At 65.8% G+C, this 17637-nt stretch carries 16 protein-coding genes and 1 tRNA gene; 5 read left to right on the top strand and 12 right to left on the bottom strand.

All coding sequences use genetic code 11. From position 1 onward, the window contains the following. Nucleotides 1-163: 163 nt before the first annotated feature. Both AB7P10_RS12220 and AB7P10_RS12225 read left to right on the top strand, forming a co-directional pair. Nucleotides 164-625, top strand: coding sequence for a hypothetical protein (locus tag AB7P10_RS12220; RefSeq protein ID WP_428294132.1), 462 nt, complete (start codon nt 164-166; stop codon nt 623-625). Nucleotides 626-635: 10 nt separating this feature from the next. Next, complete coding sequence (locus AB7P10_RS12225; RefSeq protein WP_428294133.1) at nt 636-2762, top strand: hypothetical protein; 2127 nt, start codon at nt 636-638, stop codon at nt 2760-2762. Between the two features lie 12 nt (nt 2763-2774). Here the strand turns inward: AB7P10_RS12225 and AB7P10_RS12230 are convergent, their stop codons facing one another. The 3 genes from AB7P10_RS12230 to AB7P10_RS12240 form a co-directional block, all read right to left on the bottom strand. Next, nucleotides 2775-3983 carry an HD-GYP domain-containing protein gene (locus AB7P10_RS12230; RefSeq protein ID WP_428294134.1) on the bottom strand — a complete coding sequence of 403 codons (1209 nt, stop codon included), beginning with the start codon at nt 3981-3983 and terminating at the stop codon, nt 2775-2777. Nucleotides 3984-4096: 113 nt separating this feature from the next. Continuing rightward, complete coding sequence (locus AB7P10_RS12235; protein ID WP_428294135.1) at nt 4097-4696, bottom strand: GNAT family N-acetyltransferase; 600 nt, start codon at nt 4694-4696, stop codon at nt 4097-4099. A gap of 104 nt (nt 4697-4800) precedes the next feature. Continuing rightward, a complete protein-coding gene (locus AB7P10_RS12240; RefSeq protein ID WP_428294136.1) occupies nt 4801-8010 on the bottom strand; it encodes a 4Fe-4S dicluster domain-containing protein in 3210 nt (1069 codons plus the stop codon). A gap of 112 nt (nt 8011-8122) precedes the next feature. Between AB7P10_RS12240 and AB7P10_RS12245 the strand changes: the two genes are divergently transcribed. The 3 genes from AB7P10_RS12245 to AB7P10_RS12255 all read left to right on the top strand — a co-directional run bounded on the left by AB7P10_RS12245 (nt 8123) and on the right by AB7P10_RS12255 (nt 11231). Continuing rightward, nucleotides 8123-9025, top strand: a complete 903-nt coding sequence (locus AB7P10_RS12245; RefSeq protein ID WP_428294137.1) for a LysR substrate-binding domain-containing protein — start codon at nt 8123-8125, stop codon at nt 9023-9025. Between the two features lie 244 nt (nt 9026-9269). Then, nucleotides 9270-9689: a CesT family type III secretion system chaperone gene (locus AB7P10_RS12250; RefSeq protein ID WP_428294138.1), complete on the top strand. Its 420-nt coding sequence runs from the start codon at nt 9270-9272 to the stop codon at nt 9687-9689. Between the two features lie 15 nt (nt 9690-9704). After that, nucleotides 9705-11231, top strand: a complete 1527-nt coding sequence (locus AB7P10_RS12255; RefSeq protein ID WP_428294139.1) for a hypothetical protein — start codon at nt 9705-9707, stop codon at nt 11229-11231. A 76-nt stretch (nt 11232-11307) separates the two neighbouring features. On the opposite strand, the gene AB7P10_RS12260 is transcribed toward AB7P10_RS12255, so the two are convergent. The 9 genes from AB7P10_RS12260 to iscR all read right to left on the bottom strand — a co-directional run bounded on the left by AB7P10_RS12260 (nt 11308) and on the right by iscR (nt 17538). After that, nucleotides 11308-11382 (bottom strand) — tRNA-Val (locus tag AB7P10_RS12260). Nucleotides 11383-11438: 56 nt separating this feature from the next. After that, on the bottom strand, nt 11439-12146 hold the full coding sequence (dnaQ, locus tag AB7P10_RS12265; protein WP_428294140.1) for a DNA polymerase III subunit epsilon: 708 nt from the start codon (nt 12144-12146) through the stop codon (nt 11439-11441). Then, a complete protein-coding gene (gene fdx, locus AB7P10_RS12270; RefSeq protein ID WP_428294141.1) occupies nt 12146-12484 on the bottom strand; it encodes an ISC system 2Fe-2S type ferredoxin in 339 nt (112 codons plus the stop codon). Before fdx ends, dnaQ begins: the two co-directional genes overlap by 1 nt. An 11-nt stretch (nt 12485-12495) precedes the next feature. Beyond that, nucleotides 12496-14367 (bottom strand): Fe-S protein assembly chaperone HscA, encoded by a 1872-nt coding sequence (gene hscA, locus AB7P10_RS12275; RefSeq protein WP_428294142.1) that lies wholly within the window; start codon nt 14365-14367, stop codon nt 12496-12498. A 32-nt stretch (nt 14368-14399) separates the two neighbouring features. Continuing rightward, nucleotides 14400-14918: a Fe-S protein assembly co-chaperone HscB gene (hscB, locus tag AB7P10_RS12280; protein WP_428294250.1), complete on the bottom strand. Its 519-nt coding sequence runs from the start codon at nt 14916-14918 to the stop codon at nt 14400-14402. A gap of 67 nt (nt 14919-14985) precedes the next feature. Continuing rightward, nucleotides 14986-15309: an iron-sulfur cluster assembly protein IscA gene (gene iscA, locus AB7P10_RS12285; RefSeq protein ID WP_291127139.1), complete on the bottom strand. Its 324-nt coding sequence runs from the start codon at nt 15307-15309 to the stop codon at nt 14986-14988. Nucleotides 15310-15314: 5 nt separating this feature from the next. Next, nucleotides 15315-15701, bottom strand: a complete 387-nt coding sequence (gene iscU / locus AB7P10_RS12290) for a Fe-S cluster assembly scaffold IscU (protein ID WP_382324333.1) — start codon at nt 15699-15701, stop codon at nt 15315-15317. A gap of 12 nt (nt 15702-15713) precedes the next feature. Further along, the gene (locus AB7P10_RS12295; RefSeq protein WP_428294143.1) at nt 15714-16931 is read right to left on the bottom strand and encodes an IscS subfamily cysteine desulfurase; all 1218 of its coding nucleotides are present in this window, start codon (nt 16929-16931) and stop codon (nt 15714-15716) included. 70 nt (nt 16932-17001) lie between these two features. After that, nucleotides 17002-17538 (bottom strand): Fe-S cluster assembly transcriptional regulator IscR, encoded by a 537-nt coding sequence (gene iscR / locus AB7P10_RS12300; RefSeq protein WP_428294144.1) that lies wholly within the window; start codon nt 17536-17538, stop codon nt 17002-17004. Nucleotides 17539-17637: the final 99 nt, after the last annotated feature.

Here is a 17637-nt window from a genome sequence, read left to right on the forward strand (position 1 = left end):
AGCCTAGTGACGCTGGAGACCGAGACCGGGCATCTCCCGGCACCACACAAGAACCGCGCCGTGCCGCCCCCCCCGGAGTCTTCTCCCCCCACTTCAGGGGGCAACACGAGCGCAATCCGTTGTCCCCTCCGTCGTCATTCCCGCCATTTTTGAAGGCCCGACCATGAACCCCAAGACTTTTTCCCAGCTCTGTGCCGATGCCGGCAAGGCACTCGGTCTGAAAGACAGCAACAACACACTCAGCATGGGCCAGCCCATCACGATCAACAACGTGGAGATCGAGCTCATGATGAAGACCTCGTTTCCCGCTGGGGTTCAGCTCATTCTGGAAGTGGGCGCCCCCGAGCCCAAACAGCGGCTGGCGGTGTACGAGGCGCTGCTGACGCATCAGATGCTCTGGATGGGCGATCTCAACGGTCTGTTCTGCTACGACGCGGTCCACGACCGAGTGTTGTTCAGCGTGGGCATGCCAACCGACGACAGCACCAAGGGTGAGCAACTGGCCAAGGCCATACAAGGTTTCGTGTCGCTGGTGCTGGACTGGCGCAACGGTCTGCTCAAGGGCACGCTGGACCCGGACTGGTTCCTCCAGGACGCCAACCTCGACAAAGTGGCCCACGTCTGAGGAGTCGAACATGGATATTTCCAACTCCAGCTCCAGCGACAAAGGCCGCGGCATTCAGATCACGGAGGAAGCGGACGACACGGATCTCGTGGCCTTCTTCAAGATCTTTGGCCACCACCCCGAGGAAGATTCCCCTGTTCGCACGCGCCCCAACGTGCCGCTTCTTCCCCTGTCTCAGCTTGGGCAGAACATGGCCCAACTCAGCCAGAGCCATCGTCTGAGCCTGTCGAGCGCGCTGGCCAATACGCCACCCGGTTCGCCAAAGTCAACGGCCTCACCGATCACCATCGAGATGGTGGCCACGCCGCACGACGCGCAAGGCATGGCCGACGAAGGCTTCGCCTGGATCACCAAACTGCTGGTGCAGATGGAGGCCATGAAAAGTCTGTCGACCGAAGCGCAGGCCAAGTTGCTTGAACAGGTGCCCGACCTGGCCACCGCCAACGCCCTGGCCAAACAGGAAACCATTGCCCACAAAAAGGAGCTGGGCAGCCGGCGCATTCGCACGAGCATCTACTCAGCCATGGTGATGTACTGGCTGACCTTTGGTCTGGGCAAGGTTGTGGGAAACGCCTTCGGCGCGATCATGGTCGCCAGCGGCATGCCAGCCGCATCCGTATATGCCCCGCTGATCACCATGCTGGGCGTGCCCTTCATGCAGGTGATTTTTGGCGAGCCCTATGGTGGTGCCTGGCGCAGCGCCGGCGCCAGCTACGGCTCCCCCGATCAGGCGGCGTACATCAACTACCAGACCGCCCATGCGCTCTACATTCGCGCATGGCTGGAGGGCAACCCGAGCGACGAGGAGAAGTACCGCAAGATCATGAACGGCATCGTGGACGGTCTGATCAAGCGAGAAAAGGAAAAGAAGCCCGGTGGCGGTTCACGCATTCCCCGACGGCTGCGCTCGAACGCCAGCGTGCCCGACCGTCGCGCGGATGGCACCGTGAAACCCGGACAGGTCGATCCATCCCGCGCCGTGGTGGGCGCGGCCAGATCGCGTTCCTTCATCACCGATGAAGTGCCGGTACACACCTTCACCGTGCTGAACGGCATGTCCGGCGCGGCCAATCTTTTCTGGTCACTGGGCATGGGCAGCGCCGTTGCGCGGGTGCCCGACGCGGTGGCCCACACCCTGCTGGGCTCCATCGCCATGATCTCGATGTTCGAATGGCAAAACGCGTGGCGTGCCAAGTACCAGGGCGTTGACCTCTCGGATGGCGGCCATCCGGCCATTCTGGGGGCCAAGCGGGAGGCCGCGCGCGTGACCCTCGAACTGTGGCGGCAACGTTGCACCGACGCGCTCAAACTGATCGCCAAGATTGACGACGTGCTGCAACGCGCCGAGCAGTACCTGAAGGACCACGACAACACGGACAAAAACTGGAACGACATCGTCAGCTACAAGGCCACCCTGATCGCCGCCCGATCGGAGTTGCGCCAATCGCTGAAACGCATTCTGGCGTCGGCCAAACGCGCCAAGAAGGAACACGACCAGCTGGTGACCCGCAACGAGAGGGCCAACCAGGCCGCCAAACGCCTCATTTCCTCGATGGTGGGGGAGAGCCCCGCGCCCGAGCCGTGGCTTGACGGCGCTCCCTTGACGATCCGCAGCGTGGCCCGCGTGCTGGGGTACATGACCGTGCTTGCACCAACGACCGCCCAGGCCATTTTGCTGGGCATGTCGTTGATGGACTACGCGCAACGGACCCAGGACGCCCATGAGCTTGCAGCCCTGTACAACACCACCGTGGTCAGCGAACCCACGAATGCCCTGGGTCTGACCTCAGACCAGATGGTCGTTGCCACGCTGACCGCCAGCACCGTGGCCGCCAATGCCATCGTCGGGTGGACTGCCAAGACCTTGTATGGCCTGCCTTTGTGGGAATACGGCATTCATGGGGTGGCGGGCATCGCCACCCGGGCCATCAAAGGCATGCGCAAATGCCTCGGCCTCGCGCCAGACACCGCATTGCCTGCTCCGCAAGACGACGATCCGGAGAATCCCGTCCAGCCGTACGTCGGAGATGCATACACGCCAGAAGACCAGGAAACCGGCGACAGCTACGAATTGCTGCCATTGCCCAAGGTCAGGGGCGTGGGCTCCAGCTCCAGCAGTTCCAGCAGCGACCACTGACCCTGGAGGGCGCTAGCAGCGGCTGAGCAACCTGGGCACATTCACCACCACACGAACGTCCCCGGGCGAGAGGCTGGCCTTGACCTCGAAGGCGGGGTTCTGCGTGTCGCGCAGGGTGGGCTCGCCCAGGGGCATGCCCTGGCGGCCGACGATGGAGAACACGCGCGGCGTATTGGCCTTCGGGCCACGCCGCGTCACCACTGCCACCTCTTCGTTGGCCAGGCGCACGTAACTGCCTGGCGGGTAAAAGCCCACGTGTTTGACGAACAATGCCCCCAGCGGATCCGGACTCTGGTCCGGCCCCAGATAGAGATCGCGCGCCACCTGCTGCGACAACAGGCCTCCCCGCCCCAAGCGTGGACTCAGGCAGGCGACGTACACGTCGGCCATCTGCAGCAGGCGCGGCGCAATGTCCGTGGTGCGCTTGCCTGCGGGGTAACCACTGCCATCCGGTCGTTCATGCTGCTCTTCCACCAGCTGCAGCCACAACGCATCGACCACGCCAAGCCGGCGCAGGATGCCCGCGCCCAGCGTCGGGTGTTCCTGCACGGCTTCGCGCTGGACGGCCGACAGCGGCGCGTTCTGGCGTGCCATGGCGTCGTGTGCCCGGGTCATGGCGATGTTCATGGTCAGCGCGGCGCGCAGAAGGGAACCCTGTTCGGAGGGTGAAAGTGCGGTAGACGGCGACACCAGCGTGCACAAGCCGGCCGAGAGCAGCGCATGCGTGGCGCTGTAGCCCATGCGCGCGTCGAACAGCAGTTGCACCAGCACGAGGAAGCTGTTGTCGGGCGCGGCGCGCCACAGGCCCTCAACGCGGGTGGCCAGCCGCTCGATGCGATCGACGAAGTGGGGGGCTTCAGCCCCTTGCTGGAGGATCGTGTTCAGCACCGCGTGCAGATCGGTCCAGGCTTCGACCGGCTCCATCTCCTCGCGTGGAAGGGCATTCGGAATCTCTGCCGCATGGGCATGGCTCACGCCGGCAATGCGGTTCAGCGGCGCGTTGTCGCGCACCATGCGATCAAGCTCGGCGGTGTAGCTGTAGGTCCAGGCGCGCCAGTCGCTCTCAAGCACCACCGGGCCATGCAGCATGAGCAGACCGCGGTGCTGCTCCGAGGTGATCGCCTCGCCCTTGCGCAGCAAGAGCACGCCCTTCGGGTCCCACACGTTCACGGGAACCGGCTGTTGCAGCTCAATCGCATCCAGGGGCAGCGGCTTGTACATCCCCGCCAATGTACGTCGCCTGTCCGACCGGAAAACCCGGAAAAAGCCGAGAAGAATCCTGCAAATTCAAAGGCTTGCGGTACCCATCGCGCCAGAGCCGCTGGCGGATGCGGTCAGGGTTCGACGGTTTCGTACAGCGTCAGCAGAGGGGCCGAAGCACGGTAGAACCGCGCCACCGCCAGCTCCAGCCCGTGGCCTGAAGCAGCCGGTTCTAGCGACAGCGCCCAGAAGCCGCAGTCGGCATACGGCACGCGCGCCTGCCAGCCTGTCTCGATCCAGCCACAGCGCCGAAATGCGCCCTGCGAGGCCCGGTTGTCCTGCCGGATGGCCGCCACCATTGCCTGAAGGCCCGCGCACTGCGACTGGTGCATCAGCGCGCGAATGACGCGAACACCATAGCCCCGGTGACGCTGGGCGGACGTCAGCCAGATCACCGGACACCCGATGCCCTCGACCTGGCGCAACTGGGCATAGCCGAGTGCTTGCCCGCGGTGGACGACGAGATAGCAATCGGCGCCGCCGTGCAGGCGATCGTGCACCCAGCGGTCTGGGCAGCGTGAGTCGGGCAGGGCAATGCCTGTCCATCGCACGTCACCGGCATCCACCAGCAATCGCGCCAGCACGGTCGCGTGGTCCATGCGCAAGGGCTCCAGGCAGGCGAGGTCGTGGGTGTGGGGCGATGGAGGCACCCGGGCGGAGGCTGTTTCGGACATGGGGCCAGCATGCGCCCCGCCCTTGCAGACATCCATCACTCGCGCACACTAGGCGCCGCGCGACGCGGCCGGCGCAGAGTCCGTGATGGTGCGGCGTGTAAGCGCTACAGGTCCACCACCAGGGTGGCGCCCGGCTGTTCCGTGCGCGAGCAGCACAGGACCACGCGCTGCTCGCGCTCGCGGCGGCTGAGCACAAAGTCGCGGTGCTGCACCGCACCCGAGCGAGCGGCGTCGAACGGCACGGCACAGACACCGCAGAGACCGTCGCTGCATTTGGTGTCCAGCGCGATGCCGGCCTCGGCCAGGACGTCGGTGGCGCGACGGTCGGCGGGAATGTCCAGCCTGCGGCCGGTGCGGGCGAACTCCAGCACGAAGGGGTGGTTCTCCCAGGCGTCGGCGTCCGGCACGCTGAAGTACTCGCGGTGCAGCGCGTCGTCGGGCCAGTGCCGCCGGGTTGCGGCCTCGAACACGCCGTCCATGTAGCGCGGGGCGCCGCAGGTGTAGAGGTGGAAGCCCGGCTCGAAGGCGGGGATGAGCGCGGCGAGGTCGGCGCGGCCGCCTTCGTCCTTGATGTGCAGGCGCACGCGATCGCGCCACGGCACTTGCGCCAGGTCGGCCAGAAAACCCGCGGTTTGGCGACTGGCCGCGCTGTAGTGGAGGTCGAACGAGCGTCCCAGGGCATGCAGCCGGTGCGCCATGGCGATCATCGGCGTGACGCCGATGCCACCGGCCAGCAGCAGCGAATGGCGGGCGTCCTCGTGCAGCGGAAAGTGGTTGGCCGGCCGGCTGATGAAGACCTTGCGGCCTTCGCGGAACGCGCGGTGCATCAGCGCCGAACCGCCCCGGCCTTGCGCTTCGCGCAGCACGCCGAGCACGTAGCGGCTGCGGTCCGCGGGGTCGCCCGCCAGGCTGTAGGCGCGCTGGTACTCGGGCGCGATGACCACGTCGACGTGGGCTCCAGCCTCGAAGGCCGGCAGCTCACCGCCATCGACCGCGGTGAACTCATACTTCGCCACGTCCTGCGCCATGTCTTCGCGCCGCCTGAGCAACACCGGGAACACCGGCGGTTCGCCCTCGGGCAGCTGGAACGGTGGCGCCAGCCCTTCGGTGTCGCCCACCGCCACGCGGTCCTTGTACTGCTGCGGCGTGAGCAGCGTGCGGTAGCGTTCGATGCCTTCGTCGCGGTTGACCGGGAACGGCACCGGGTACGGTGGCGGCATACGGTCGGCCGGGTACACGGCGAGCGTCTGCTCTTCGTAGCGCAGCTTCAGGCCGGTCTGCAGGCCGCGCCGGTTGGTTTGCGCCGCGCGCACGTAGCCGCCGGTGGTGCGATCGAGTTCCACGTCCCACCACCAGGTCTTCACCGGGTTGATCGCGCCCCGGCCCAGCTTGTCGTCCAGCGCCGCCAGAGCGGGCGCGGCGGCCGGCAGCTTCATGGCCACCTGCCGCCACAGTCCGTCGGCCAGCAGGCCTTCCAGGTTCCAGGGGCAGGTCTTCATGCAGCGCCCGCACATGCCGCCGGCGGCGTTGGTGATGCGGTAGCGCGCGCACTTCTCGGCGTCGCTCTTCCAGATTTCGTAGCCGTTGTACATGAGCTTGGGCCCGGCCGTGATGGCGCCCGAGGGGCACTCGCGCGCGCACTTGTTGCAGCTCTCGCAGAAGCGCTGCAGCCCGAAATCGATCGGGCGGTCGTGCGCCATCGGCAGGTCGGTGGTGACCGTGCCGCTCTTGAGGCGCGGGCCGAGGAAGGGATTGAGGATGACCTCGCCAATGCGGCTGACCTCGCCCAGGCCCGAGAGCAGGAGCAGCGGGGGCTGCAGCACGTCGCCGTCGAGCACCGAGTGCACGCGCGCCGAATAGCCCAGGCGGCGGATCTGCTCGCCGATGATGCCGCCCAGCATCGAAAAGCGCAGGTAGGCACGCATGCTCTGCGCCACCGAAATCCAGTCGTCGCCGCTGGCGCCTTCCATGGTCTCGTGGCCCTGGTCGAGCAGCAGGTTGACCGCGTTGGCGTGGTAGGCCTGCAGGGCGTTGCCGCCCGCGTCGTGCGAGTAGTACGCCCAGGCCGGCACGCCGCACAGGCCAACCGCATCGACACCCAGGTAATAGGCGGTGGCCTTGAGGTTGTCGGCGTTGCGCTGCGGGTCGGCGGTGCTGGCCGCCACCGGCCCGCGCGCCTCGCCGAACTGCAGCAGCAGCAGCGCCCCGAGCGCGCGCCGCGCGCAGGCGCCGATGGGGCTCTTCATCACGTAGTGCGCGTTCTTCGCGCCCTCCTGCACCGGCTTGCCCAGGTCGCCGAACAGCGCACGTGCGAAGAAGTCTGCCCGCTTGGGAAAGCGCGGCACACGCGCATGGTCGATGAAGGTGGTGGGCTCGTCCTGGCGCTTGAGCGTCTCGAACGGGTAAGCGCCCTGGCGGAATTCGCGCCGGGCGAAGGCTTCGCGGTTGAAGGCGTTCTTGAGCGTGCCCTTGCCCAGCCACCAGGCCGGCCCGTGCGAAAGGCCACGTTGTTGCCGCGGGCTCAGCGCCCTGTCGGCGGCCATCGCGAAATCGGTGGTGACCGCGGCCAGGCCGAATCGACGGCCCAGGAAAGGGTTGGAACCGTCGGGCAGCGTCAGGCCACTGGCCCGCGCCAGGTGGCCCAGGTCGACATCGCTGCAGGTCGCCGTGTGCGCGCGCCCCTCGTACCCCAGCATGCGCAGGTAGGTCGAAAGCAGCACCGCGGTCTGCGCCGTGAGCACCGCCGCGCGCTGCGGCTGCGCGTCGTGGATCCAGTCGCAGCCGGGCTCGCCGGCGCGCGGGTCGCGCGGAAACTCCACCAGGATCACGATGGCGTGCGTGTGCGCGTCGATCGGGCCATGCACCTTGCGCGCCGAGTCCAGAACGTCGGCCAGGATCATGTCCATGCCGGCGGCAAAACTCTTGGGCTGCGAGGCTTCGAGTTCGGCCCCGAGCGCCTGCACGCCCGGGTTGCGAATGGGTGTGGGCAACAGGGCCCCGCGCGGCAGGGCGCAGATGCCCATCATTGACGCGTCGAAGTAATAGCCCGCGGCCTTGAGGTGCTGGGCGCGCTCGTCCAGCCCGGCTGGCACCTCGCCGCGACACGGGTTGACGGCGCCGTCGCGCACCAGGTCGAACATGGTGATGAAGCGCCGCATCGCGTGCTTGATCGATTCGGGGTCGGCATCGTCAAACGACAGCGCCGCCATCGGGGCGCCCCCCGCCCACTCGGGGGAGGCATCCTGCCGCGTGAGGCGCTCCAGCGGATAAGGGCCGAGGTGGACGGGGCGGTCGCGGTAGGAGAAGAGGCGCATGCGGCAGGGAGGAACAAGGAAAGGACGCTGCACTCTAGGTGTCGGCCGCGGCTTTGGGAACCGGGGAGCGGCTAGACTGATTGCCAAACGTGATCACCCAGCGCTCCCCGCCATGACCCTGCAACAGCTGCGCGCCTTTCTCGCCGTCGTCGAACACGGCAGCTTTCGCGCGGCCGCGCGCGCCCTGGCGCTGTCGCAAGCCGGACTGACGCAGCGTGTGCAGGAGCTGGAGAACGGGCTCGGGCGCGTGCTGTTGCTGCGCTCGGCGCGCGGCGTGTGCCTGACCGGCGCGGGGCAGCGCCTGCGCGAGCGCGCCCTGCTGATCGAGGCCGAAGCCCGGCTGGCGCAAGAAGACCCGCCCGAGGATGGCGCGGACGAGGGCAGCCTGCGCATCGGCGTGGGGCCCACGCCCACCGCCCTGCTGCTGCCTCGCGTCGTGCCGGATTTCCATGTCCGCTTCCCGGGCGTGCGCCTGCGCCTCATGCCCGGCTTGCACGAGCGGCTGCGCCCGGCCTTGTTGCAGGGTTCGCTCGATCTGGCCCTGATGGCCACGCCCGACGACGTCTCATGGCCCGGACTGCGCCGCACTCCGCTGTTTCGCAGCACGCTCACCGTCGTCTCTCGCGAGGGTCATCCGCTCGCCGGCGCGCGGCAACTCGAGCAGTTGCAGGACGCGGAGTGGATTCTGATGGGTTCGCCCGGTGGCCCCGGGGGGACCGCCGTGCGCCTGTTCACCGACCATGGCCTGCCCACGCCGCGCGTGGCGGCCACCTGCGAAAGCTTCACCGAAGTGGCCGCGCTGCTCAGCCGCACCGACTGGCTGGCCTTGCTGCCGATCGACATCGTGCGCAGCGGCCTGATCGGCCCACGCGTGACACCCATCGACATTGCCCAGAAGGCGCATCAGTACGAAAACTGCCTGGTGCAGCGCGAGGGAACCCCGGTCACACCGGCGGCAGCGGCGTTCGCGACCATGTGCCAGTCGTGGTCGCGGGTGGTCGTGCGCACCGGCTGACGCTTTTCCGCGCGTTCAGCGGCAGCGGGATCACGGGTTCCGCCCGGTGCGGGCAGCACCAGGCGAAGTGCCTGGCTGTCCATCGGCCTCTCCCCCGAGGAAACACCGCTCTACGGCCACGCGCCTGCGGCCTGCACCTCAAGAGCGACACCAAAGTCCGGGCGGCCGCACTCACGCACGGCTGATGGCATTTCCGCCACCCGCGCGACGCCCCGCCAGGGCGACCCCTTCTTGCTGAACCACCATGAAAGAACAATTCATCAAAATCGCGACCGACTTCGCCACCAAGGCCAAACTGGACGCCAAGTTCGTCATCGACGGAGGCGCATTCGACGCCAACGGCACCCTGTGCTCCATCCTGTTCGACGAGAACATCAACCCCAACGAGTGCTTTCTCTACTGCGACATGGGGTCCGTGCCGGGCCAGGGTGCCGAATCCGCCCTGCGCAACCTGCTCGCGCAGAACTACGACGCGTACGCGGTCGCGGCGGCGCGCTTCAGCGTCTCACCGGCCAACGGTCACGCCATATACACGGTGGCCATTGATCTCGCTCACGCCACGGGCGACACGCTGCTCAACGAAATCAAGGGGGCCACCGAACTGGGAGACGAGTGGCGAAAGTCGAGCTTCGCAAACGTCCAGATGAGCGGCCCCAAGCTTTGACCGGAGGACCATGACATGGAAATCAATCTCCAGCTGAAGGCCTCCAAGGAAAAGGCGCCCAGCGCCGTCGTTCCGCGCACCAAGAAACTGATGAAAGTGGCGGACGTGCACTTTCACCCGACCAACTACGCCCAGCAAGGGACGGACCCAGCCCTGCTCATCGCAACGATGGACGCCCTGAAGATCCAGTACACCACGCTGTGCCCGATCCCGACCAACGTGCTGGCCTGTGGTTGCGGCCACGACGACCACAGCTACAGCCCGGCAATGGGGCACCCCACCAACCAGGCCAACTACTACATCAGCAACGAAGTGATTCGCTTCAACCGCACGGAGGTGACGCGCGAAGAGTACGAAGAAAACATCCGCAAGGACGCACCCCTGGCCTACAACCAGGGAGTGGATGGCGACACGGCGACACGGTACAACCAGCTCAACCCCGAACAAAAGGATCGCTTCGATCCGATGATGACCGGCCTGGTGCTCGGCGACTTGCGGTGTTCTGAAGATCTGATTCGCAAGCTCAGCAACTATCGCGGTGTGTTCACAGGCGTTGGCGAGATCACTGTTCAAAAAGAATGGGTTGAACAGAAGGTGCCCGCCGTGCATCAGGCCAATCTGAGTGACAGGTCCGATGGTCTCAAGCATCTGATGCAGACCTGCGGTGTGATCCGGATGCCGGTGGTGCTGCATTGCGACGTCGACGTGATCACGTTTGATCGTCGAAAAGGCGAACCGCCCAAGTACTTCCAGCCCATCAAGGCGTTTCTGGCAGATCCGATGTGCAAGGACACGGTCATCATCTGGGCCCACGCGGGTGGCCTGGGCAAGTACTCCGCGATCAGCGAAGGCCACCTCGACCGGCTGCGTGAAATTTTGACGTCACCCGCCCACAAACACGTGTATTTCGACATTTCATGGGACACGGTGGCCAAGCAGTTGCAGCGCACCGACCAGAAGGACGCCAACAACAACCCCAAGATGGTGGCAGAACTCGTCAAGCTGCTGAGCGATTTCCCCGACCGTTTTCTCTTCGGCTCAGACTCCCTCAGCCCCAACACGCTCGCGTCGTGGTCGGCCACCGCCGACCTGTACAACGAAGTGTTCAACACCTTGTCCAAGGACGCCAGCAAAAGCATCCGCTACGGCAACTACCAACGGCTGCTCGTGGGTGCCCGTCAGGAGATCCGGAGTTACGAGAAGCATTGCATCGACTTCGCGATGGTGCTGATCGACATGCGGCAGGATCGGCAACGGGACGGCTTTCCGGACGACGTCAAGGCCGCCGTCCTGGAGGCGGCGCAGGACGGCATCAACGTGGGGTTGGCTCTGCGCGAGCTGGAACTGCGCAAGACGCCGTTGACGCCCACCACAGTGGCGCTCCAGAAGAAGCTGGTCGCACCCGACCAGTTGCGCCTGATCGCCACGAGCATCATCGACAAATCCAAGCCGATGCCCTGGGACCAGAACAAGACCTTCTTCAACAACTACCTGGCGCCTTACAGAAACCGCATGAAATCCAGCACGACAGCGAAGCTGTAACCCGCTACTAGCCCTCAGGGGGCGACATCGCAAAGAAAAAGGCCTCGCTGGCAAAACCAGCGAGGCCTTTACTACCTGGTGGGCGGTGCAGGGTTCGAACCTGCGACCCCTGCCGTGTGAAGGCAGTGCTCTACCACTGAGCTAACCGCCCGATTGATCTGGCCGATCTCTCGGAAGCCTCAGATTATAGCCAGATTTTGATGAACCTCAGACTGCCTGCAGCGCGCGCCACACGGTCTTGCCCTTGCTCGCCTTGTCCAGGTCCGCCAGCACGCCCTCGTGCGCCTGGGCTTCCTGTTCGTTCGCGCGCAGCACCGGCAGCTCGAAGCGGCTGAGGTCGATGGCTTCGAGCTGACCGTTTTCGCCGGGTGTCTCGCCCAGGTCCATGAGCAGCGCGTCCTGGCCTCGCGTCATGTTGATGTACACATCGGCCAGCAGCTCGGCGTCGAGCAAGGCGCCGTGCAGCGTGCGGCCCGAGTTGTCCACGCCCAGGCGGTCGCACAGGGCATCGAGGCCGTTGCGCTTGCCCGGGAACATTTCCTTGGCCATTACCAGGCTGTCGGTCACCTGGCCGATCACGGTCTTGATGGAGGCGCGTCCCAACCGCTCCAGTTCCTTGTTGAGGAAACCGATGTCGAAGGGCGCGTTGTGGATGATCAGCTCGGCGTCGCGCAGGTAGTCGAGCAGTTCGTCGACGATGGCCGAAAACTTGGGCTTGTCGCGCAGGAACTCGTTGCTGATGCCGTGCACCTTGAGCGCGTCCTCATGGCTGTCGCGCTCGGGGTTGATGTAGAAGTGCAGGTTGTTGCCGGTGAGCTTGCGGTTGAGCAGCTCGACGCAGCCGATCTCGATGATGCGGTCGCCGTTCTCGGCCGAAAGGCCGGTGGTTTCGGTGTCAAGGACGATCTGGCGCATCAATGACTTTCCTTGGCGTGGTTGATCGAGTACTTCGGTATCTCGACCGTCACGTCCGTCTGCGCCAGGATGGCCTGGCACGACAGGCGCGAGTTCGGCTCCAGGCCCCAGGCGCGGTCCAGCAGGTCTTCTTCGGTTTCGTCGAGTTCGTTCAGGCTGTTGAAGCCCTCGCGCACGATCACGTGGCAGGTGGTGCAGGCGGCGCTCATGTCGCAGGCGTGTTCGATGTTGATCCGGTTGTCGAGCAGGGCTTCGCAGATCGAGGTGCCCGAGGGCGCGGTAACGCTCGCGCCCTGGGGACAGTATTCGGGATGGGGCAGGATCTTGATCGTGGGCATGGGGAGCGTTTTCAGACTTCTTCGAGTTTCTTGCCGGACAGGGCCTGCTGGATGCCGCGGTTCATGCGCAGCGCCGCGAAGGGTTCGGTGGACTTGGCGAGTTCGCTGGTGGCCTCCACGATCGCGTTGGCGTCCTCGCCGGTGGCCGTGGTCGCGAGCGCGGTCATCAGCGCATCGATCTGCTCGCGTTCCGCGGGCTGAAGCAGGTCGGCGTCGGCGGCCAGCGCGGTGCGCGTGGCGGCGATCATGCGGTCGGCATCCACCCGCGCCTCGACCAGGGCGCGCGACTGGATGTCCTGCTGCGCAGTGGCAAAGCTGTCCTGCAGCATGGCGGCGATCTGCTCATCGGACAGGCCATAGGCGGGCTTGACGTCCACCCGCGCTTCCACCCCGCTGCCCTGCTCCTTCGCGCTCACGGACAACAGGCCATCGGCGTCCACGGTGAAGGTCACGCGGATGCGCGCGGCGCCAGCCACCATGGGCGGGATGCCACGCAGTTCGAATCGGGCCAGGCTGCGGCAGTCGGCCACCAGATCGCGCTCCCCCTGCACCACATGCAAGGCCAGCGCGGTCTGGCCGTCCTGGTAGGTGGTGAAGTCCTGCGCGCGCGCGGTCGGGATGGCGCTGTTGCGCGGCACGATGCGCTCGACCAGGCCTCCCATGGTCTCGATGCCCAAGGACAGCGGGATCACGTCGAGCAGCAGCAGATCGCCGTCGCGGCTGTTGCCGGCCAGGGCATTGGCCTGGATGGCCGCGCCCAGCGCCACCACCTCGTCGGGGTTGAGGTTGGTCAACGGCTCCTGGCCGAAGAATTCGCCCACGGTGCGGCGGATCACCGGCATGCGCGTCGAGCCGCCAACCATGACCACGCCTTGGACCTCGTCCTTGCCCACACCCGCATCGCGCAGGACCTTGCGCACCGCAGCCATGGTGCGCGCGGTGAGCGCGGCGGTGCAGCTTTCGAAATCAGCGGGCGTGACGACCTGCTCGACGGGTTGACCGTCCACGCTGGCACGGAAGGTCTCGCTGCCTGCCGACGAAAGGGCTTCCTTCACGCGCCGGGCTTCGGCGTGCACCGCAGCGCGTTCCGAGGCGTTGAGCGTGGTACCCACGCCTTGTTGCGCCAGCACCCAGGCGGCCAGCGCCTGGTCGTAGTCGTCGCCGCCCAGGGCCGAGTCGCCGCCGGTGGCCATCACCTCGAACACGCCTTTCGTGAGGCGTAGGATGGAAATGTCGAAGGTGCCGCCGCCCAGGTCGTAGATGGCGTAGACGCCTTCCGACCCGTTGTCCAGACCATAGGCAATGGCCGCGGCCGTGGGTTCGTTGATCAGGCGCAGCACATGGATGCCCGCGAGTTGCGCGGCGTCCTTGGTGGCCTGGCGCTGAGCGTCGTCGAAGTAGGCGGGCACGGTGATGACGGCGCCATACAGGTCGTCGTCGAAGCTGTCTTCGGCGCGGAAGCGCAGTGTGGCCAGGATCTCTGCGCTGACCTCCATCGGCGTCTTGCGGCCGGCGACCGTGTCGATGACGGCCATGCCGTCCTGTTCAACCACCCCGTAGGCCAGCTTGTCCACGTCGGCGACCTGGGCCCGACTGCGCCCCATGAGGCGCTTGACCGAACTCACCGTGTTGGCCGGGTCTTGCACCTGCGCCGCGAGCGCTTCAAAACCGATCTGGCGGCCGGAGCCCCCTTGCGCGGGATCCAGATAGCGCACGACGCTGGGCAGAATCACGCGGCCATCGGCCGCCGGCAGACACTCGGAGACGCCGTGGCGCACTGCTGCGACCAGCGAATGCGTGGTGCCCAGGTCGATGCCCACGGCAACGCGCCGCTGGTGCGGATCAAGGGACTGGCCGGGTTCGGAAATCTGCAGGAGCGCCATGGGTCAACGATCAAATCTTTGCGGGGAACGGGCTATTGTCCCAGCAGATCGATCCGGTTCTCCACGTCGCTCGCAAAGCGCTCAACGAACATAAGGGCTCTGACCTGCTGCGCCAGCGCAGGCCAGTCGCGCTGCTCGTCCGCGGTGGTCTGCAGGCCTTGCAGCATCGCGCGCCGTGCGGCGGCCACCTCATCGGCCATGCGCTCCAGATCGGCCAGGCCATCGGCCTCTTCCAGCTCTTCGCGCCATTGCATCTGCTGCATCAGGAAGGCCTTGGGCATGGCGGTGTTGTTCTCGGCCTCGATCGCCGCGCCATGGAGCTCGCACAGGTACGCCGCGCGCTTGAGGGGGTCTTTCAGCCGCTGGTAGGCCTCGTTGATGCGCACCGACCACTGCATGGCCTGGCGCTGGGCCTGTGCGTCGGCGGTCGCGAAGCGGTCGGGGTGGGCCTCGCGCTGCAGGTCTTTCCAGCGTTGGTCAAGTGCGGCGCGGTCCACGGCGAACCGGGGGTTCAGGCCGAAGATGTCGAAGTCGGTCGATTGCAGGTTCAGGCTCATGTAAATCAAAGGCCGCCGGCACTGGAGAGCACGGGCGGCCTGGTGGGTGAACGCAGGGGCATCAGATCCTGAAGCTCTCGCCGCAACCGCAACGGTCGCGCTCGTTCGGGTTGTTGAAGCGGAAGCCCTCGTTGAGGCCCTCGCGCACGAAGTCGAGCTGCGTACCGTCGATGTAGGCCAGGCTTTTGGGGTCGACCAGCACCTTCACGCCGTTGTCCTCGAAGACCACGTCTTCCGGCGCAATTTCGTCGGCGTACTCCAGCTTGTAGGCCATGCCGGAGCAACCCGTGGTCTTGACGCCCAGGCGCACGCCCACACCCTTGCCTCGCTTGGCAATGTAGCGGTTGACGTGCCGAGCCGCGGCTTCTGAGATCGAGATGGCCATCGGAATCAGTTCACGTGTTTCTTGCGGTAGTCGTCGACCGCAGCCTTGATGGCATCCTCGGCCAGGATCGAGCAGTGGATCTTCACCGGCGGCAAGGCCAGTTCTTCGGCGATCTGGCTGTTCTTGAGTGCGGCGGCCTGGTCCAGCGTCTTGCCCTTGACCCATTCGGTCACCAGCGAGGACGAAGCAATTGCCGAGCCGCAGCCGTAGGTCTTGAAGCGCGCATCCTCGATCACGCCCGTGGTGGGGTTGACCTTGATCTGCAGCTTCATCACGTCGCCGCAGGCCGGTGCGCCCACCATGCCGGTGCCCACCGAGTCGTCGCCCTTTTCAAAGGAGCCGACGTTGCGCGGGTTTTCGTAGTGGTCAACCACTTTTTCAGAATAGGCCATGGTGTTTCTCCTTCAATGTGCTGACCACTGGATGGTGGACAGGTCAATTCCGTCTTTGAACATTTCCCACAGAGGGGACAGCTCGCGCAGCTTGGCCACGTTGTCCTTGATGGTGGCGATCGCGTAGTCGATTTCTTCCTCGGTCGTCCAGCGGCCGATGGTCATGCGCAGGCTGCTGTGCGCAAGTTCGTCGCTGCGGCCCAGGGCACGCAGCACATAGCTGGGCTCCAGACTGGCCGAGGTGCAGGCCGAACCCGACGACACCGCCAGGCCCTTGATTCCCATGATGAGCGACTCGCCCTCGACGTAGTTGAAGCTCATGTTGAGGTTGTGCGGCACGCGCTGTGTCTCGTGGCCGTTGATGAACACCTCTTCCACGTCCTTGAGGCCGGCGACCATGCGGTCGTGCAGGGCCTTGATGCGCAGGTTTTCTTCGTGCATTTCGGCCTTGGCGATGCGGTAGGCCTCGCCCATGCCGACGATCTGGTGCGTGGGCAGGGTGCCCGAGCGCATGCCACGCTCATGGCCACCGCCGTGCATCTGCGCCTCGATGCGCACCCGCGGCTTGCGCCGCACATACAACGCACCGATGCCCTTGGGCCCGTAGGTCTTGTGCGACGTCAGGCTCATCAGATCGACCGGCAGCGCCTGCAGGTCGATGTCGACACGACCTGTGGCCTGCGCGGCGTCGACGTGGAAGATCACCCCTTTTTCGCGGCAGATGGCGCCGATGGCGGCGATGTCCTGAATCACGCCGATCTCGTTGTTCACGAACATGACCGAGGCCAGGATGGTGTCGGGCCGGATCGCGGCCTTGAAGACCTCCAGATCAACCAGACCATCGGCCTGCACGTCGAGGTAGGTGACTTCAAAGCCCTGGCGCTCCAGTTCCCGCATGGTGTCGAGCACGGCCTTGTGCTCGGTCTTGACGGTGATGAGGTGCTTGCCCTTGGACTTGTAGAACTGCGCAGCACCTTTGAGGGCGAGGTTGTTGGACTCGGTGGCGCCACTGGTCCAGACGATCTCGCGCGGGTCCGCACCAATCAGGGCGGCGACCTGCTCGCGGGCGGTCTCCACGGCTTTCTCCGCTTCCCAGCCCCAGGCGTGGCTGCGCGAGGCCGGGTTGCCGAAGTGTTCACGCAACCAGGGAATCATGGCGTCCACCACCCGCGGGTCGCATGGGTTGGTGGCGCTGTAGTCCATGTAGATGGGAAAGTGCGGAGTGCTCATGGATGAACGTTCGTGGGCTTGTGTGTGGAAAGCGGCAACAGCGGGGTCGCATGCCCCGGTCAGGCCGGCGTCATTTCGTGAACGAGGCGCCTCCGAGGGCAAAGACCGAATTGGGCGCGTTCACGCGGATCGGCTTGACCACCGGCGCGCTGGAGATGGCGCGCTTGATCATGGGCGCGTTTTCAACGACCACCCCCTTGGCGAGCTGTTCGTCCACCAGCGACTGCAGGGACACCGAGTCCAGGAAGTCGACCATGCGGGCGTTGAGCTGGGCCCAGAGTTCGTGGGTCATGCAGCGGTGGCCTTCGCCCAGGCAGTTTTCCTTGCCGCCGCACTGGGTGGCGTCGATCGGTTCGTCCACCGAGACGATGATGTCGGCCACCGTGATCTCGGCCGCCTTGCGACCCAGCGTGTAGCCGCCACCCGGGCCGCGGGTGGATTCGACCAGCTCGTGGCGGCGCAGCTTGCCGAACAGCTGCTCCAGGTAGGACAGGGAAATCTGCTGGCGCTGGCTGATGGCCGCGAGCGTGACGGGACCGTTGTTCTGGCGCAGGGCCAGATCGATCATGGCGGTGACCGCAAAGCGGCCCTTGGTCGTGAGGCGCATCTCAAGCTCCTTGAAGTGTTGGCTTGACTGTCGTGGCATGGTCCAGCGGGCAGCGAACCCCTTGAACCCCCTTCTCCACCCACCCCGATCCGTTGCGGA

The organism is Hydrogenophaga sp., from assembly GCF_050182545.1.
Taxonomy (GTDB): Bacteria; Pseudomonadota; Gammaproteobacteria; order Burkholderiales; family Burkholderiaceae_C; genus Hydrogenophaga.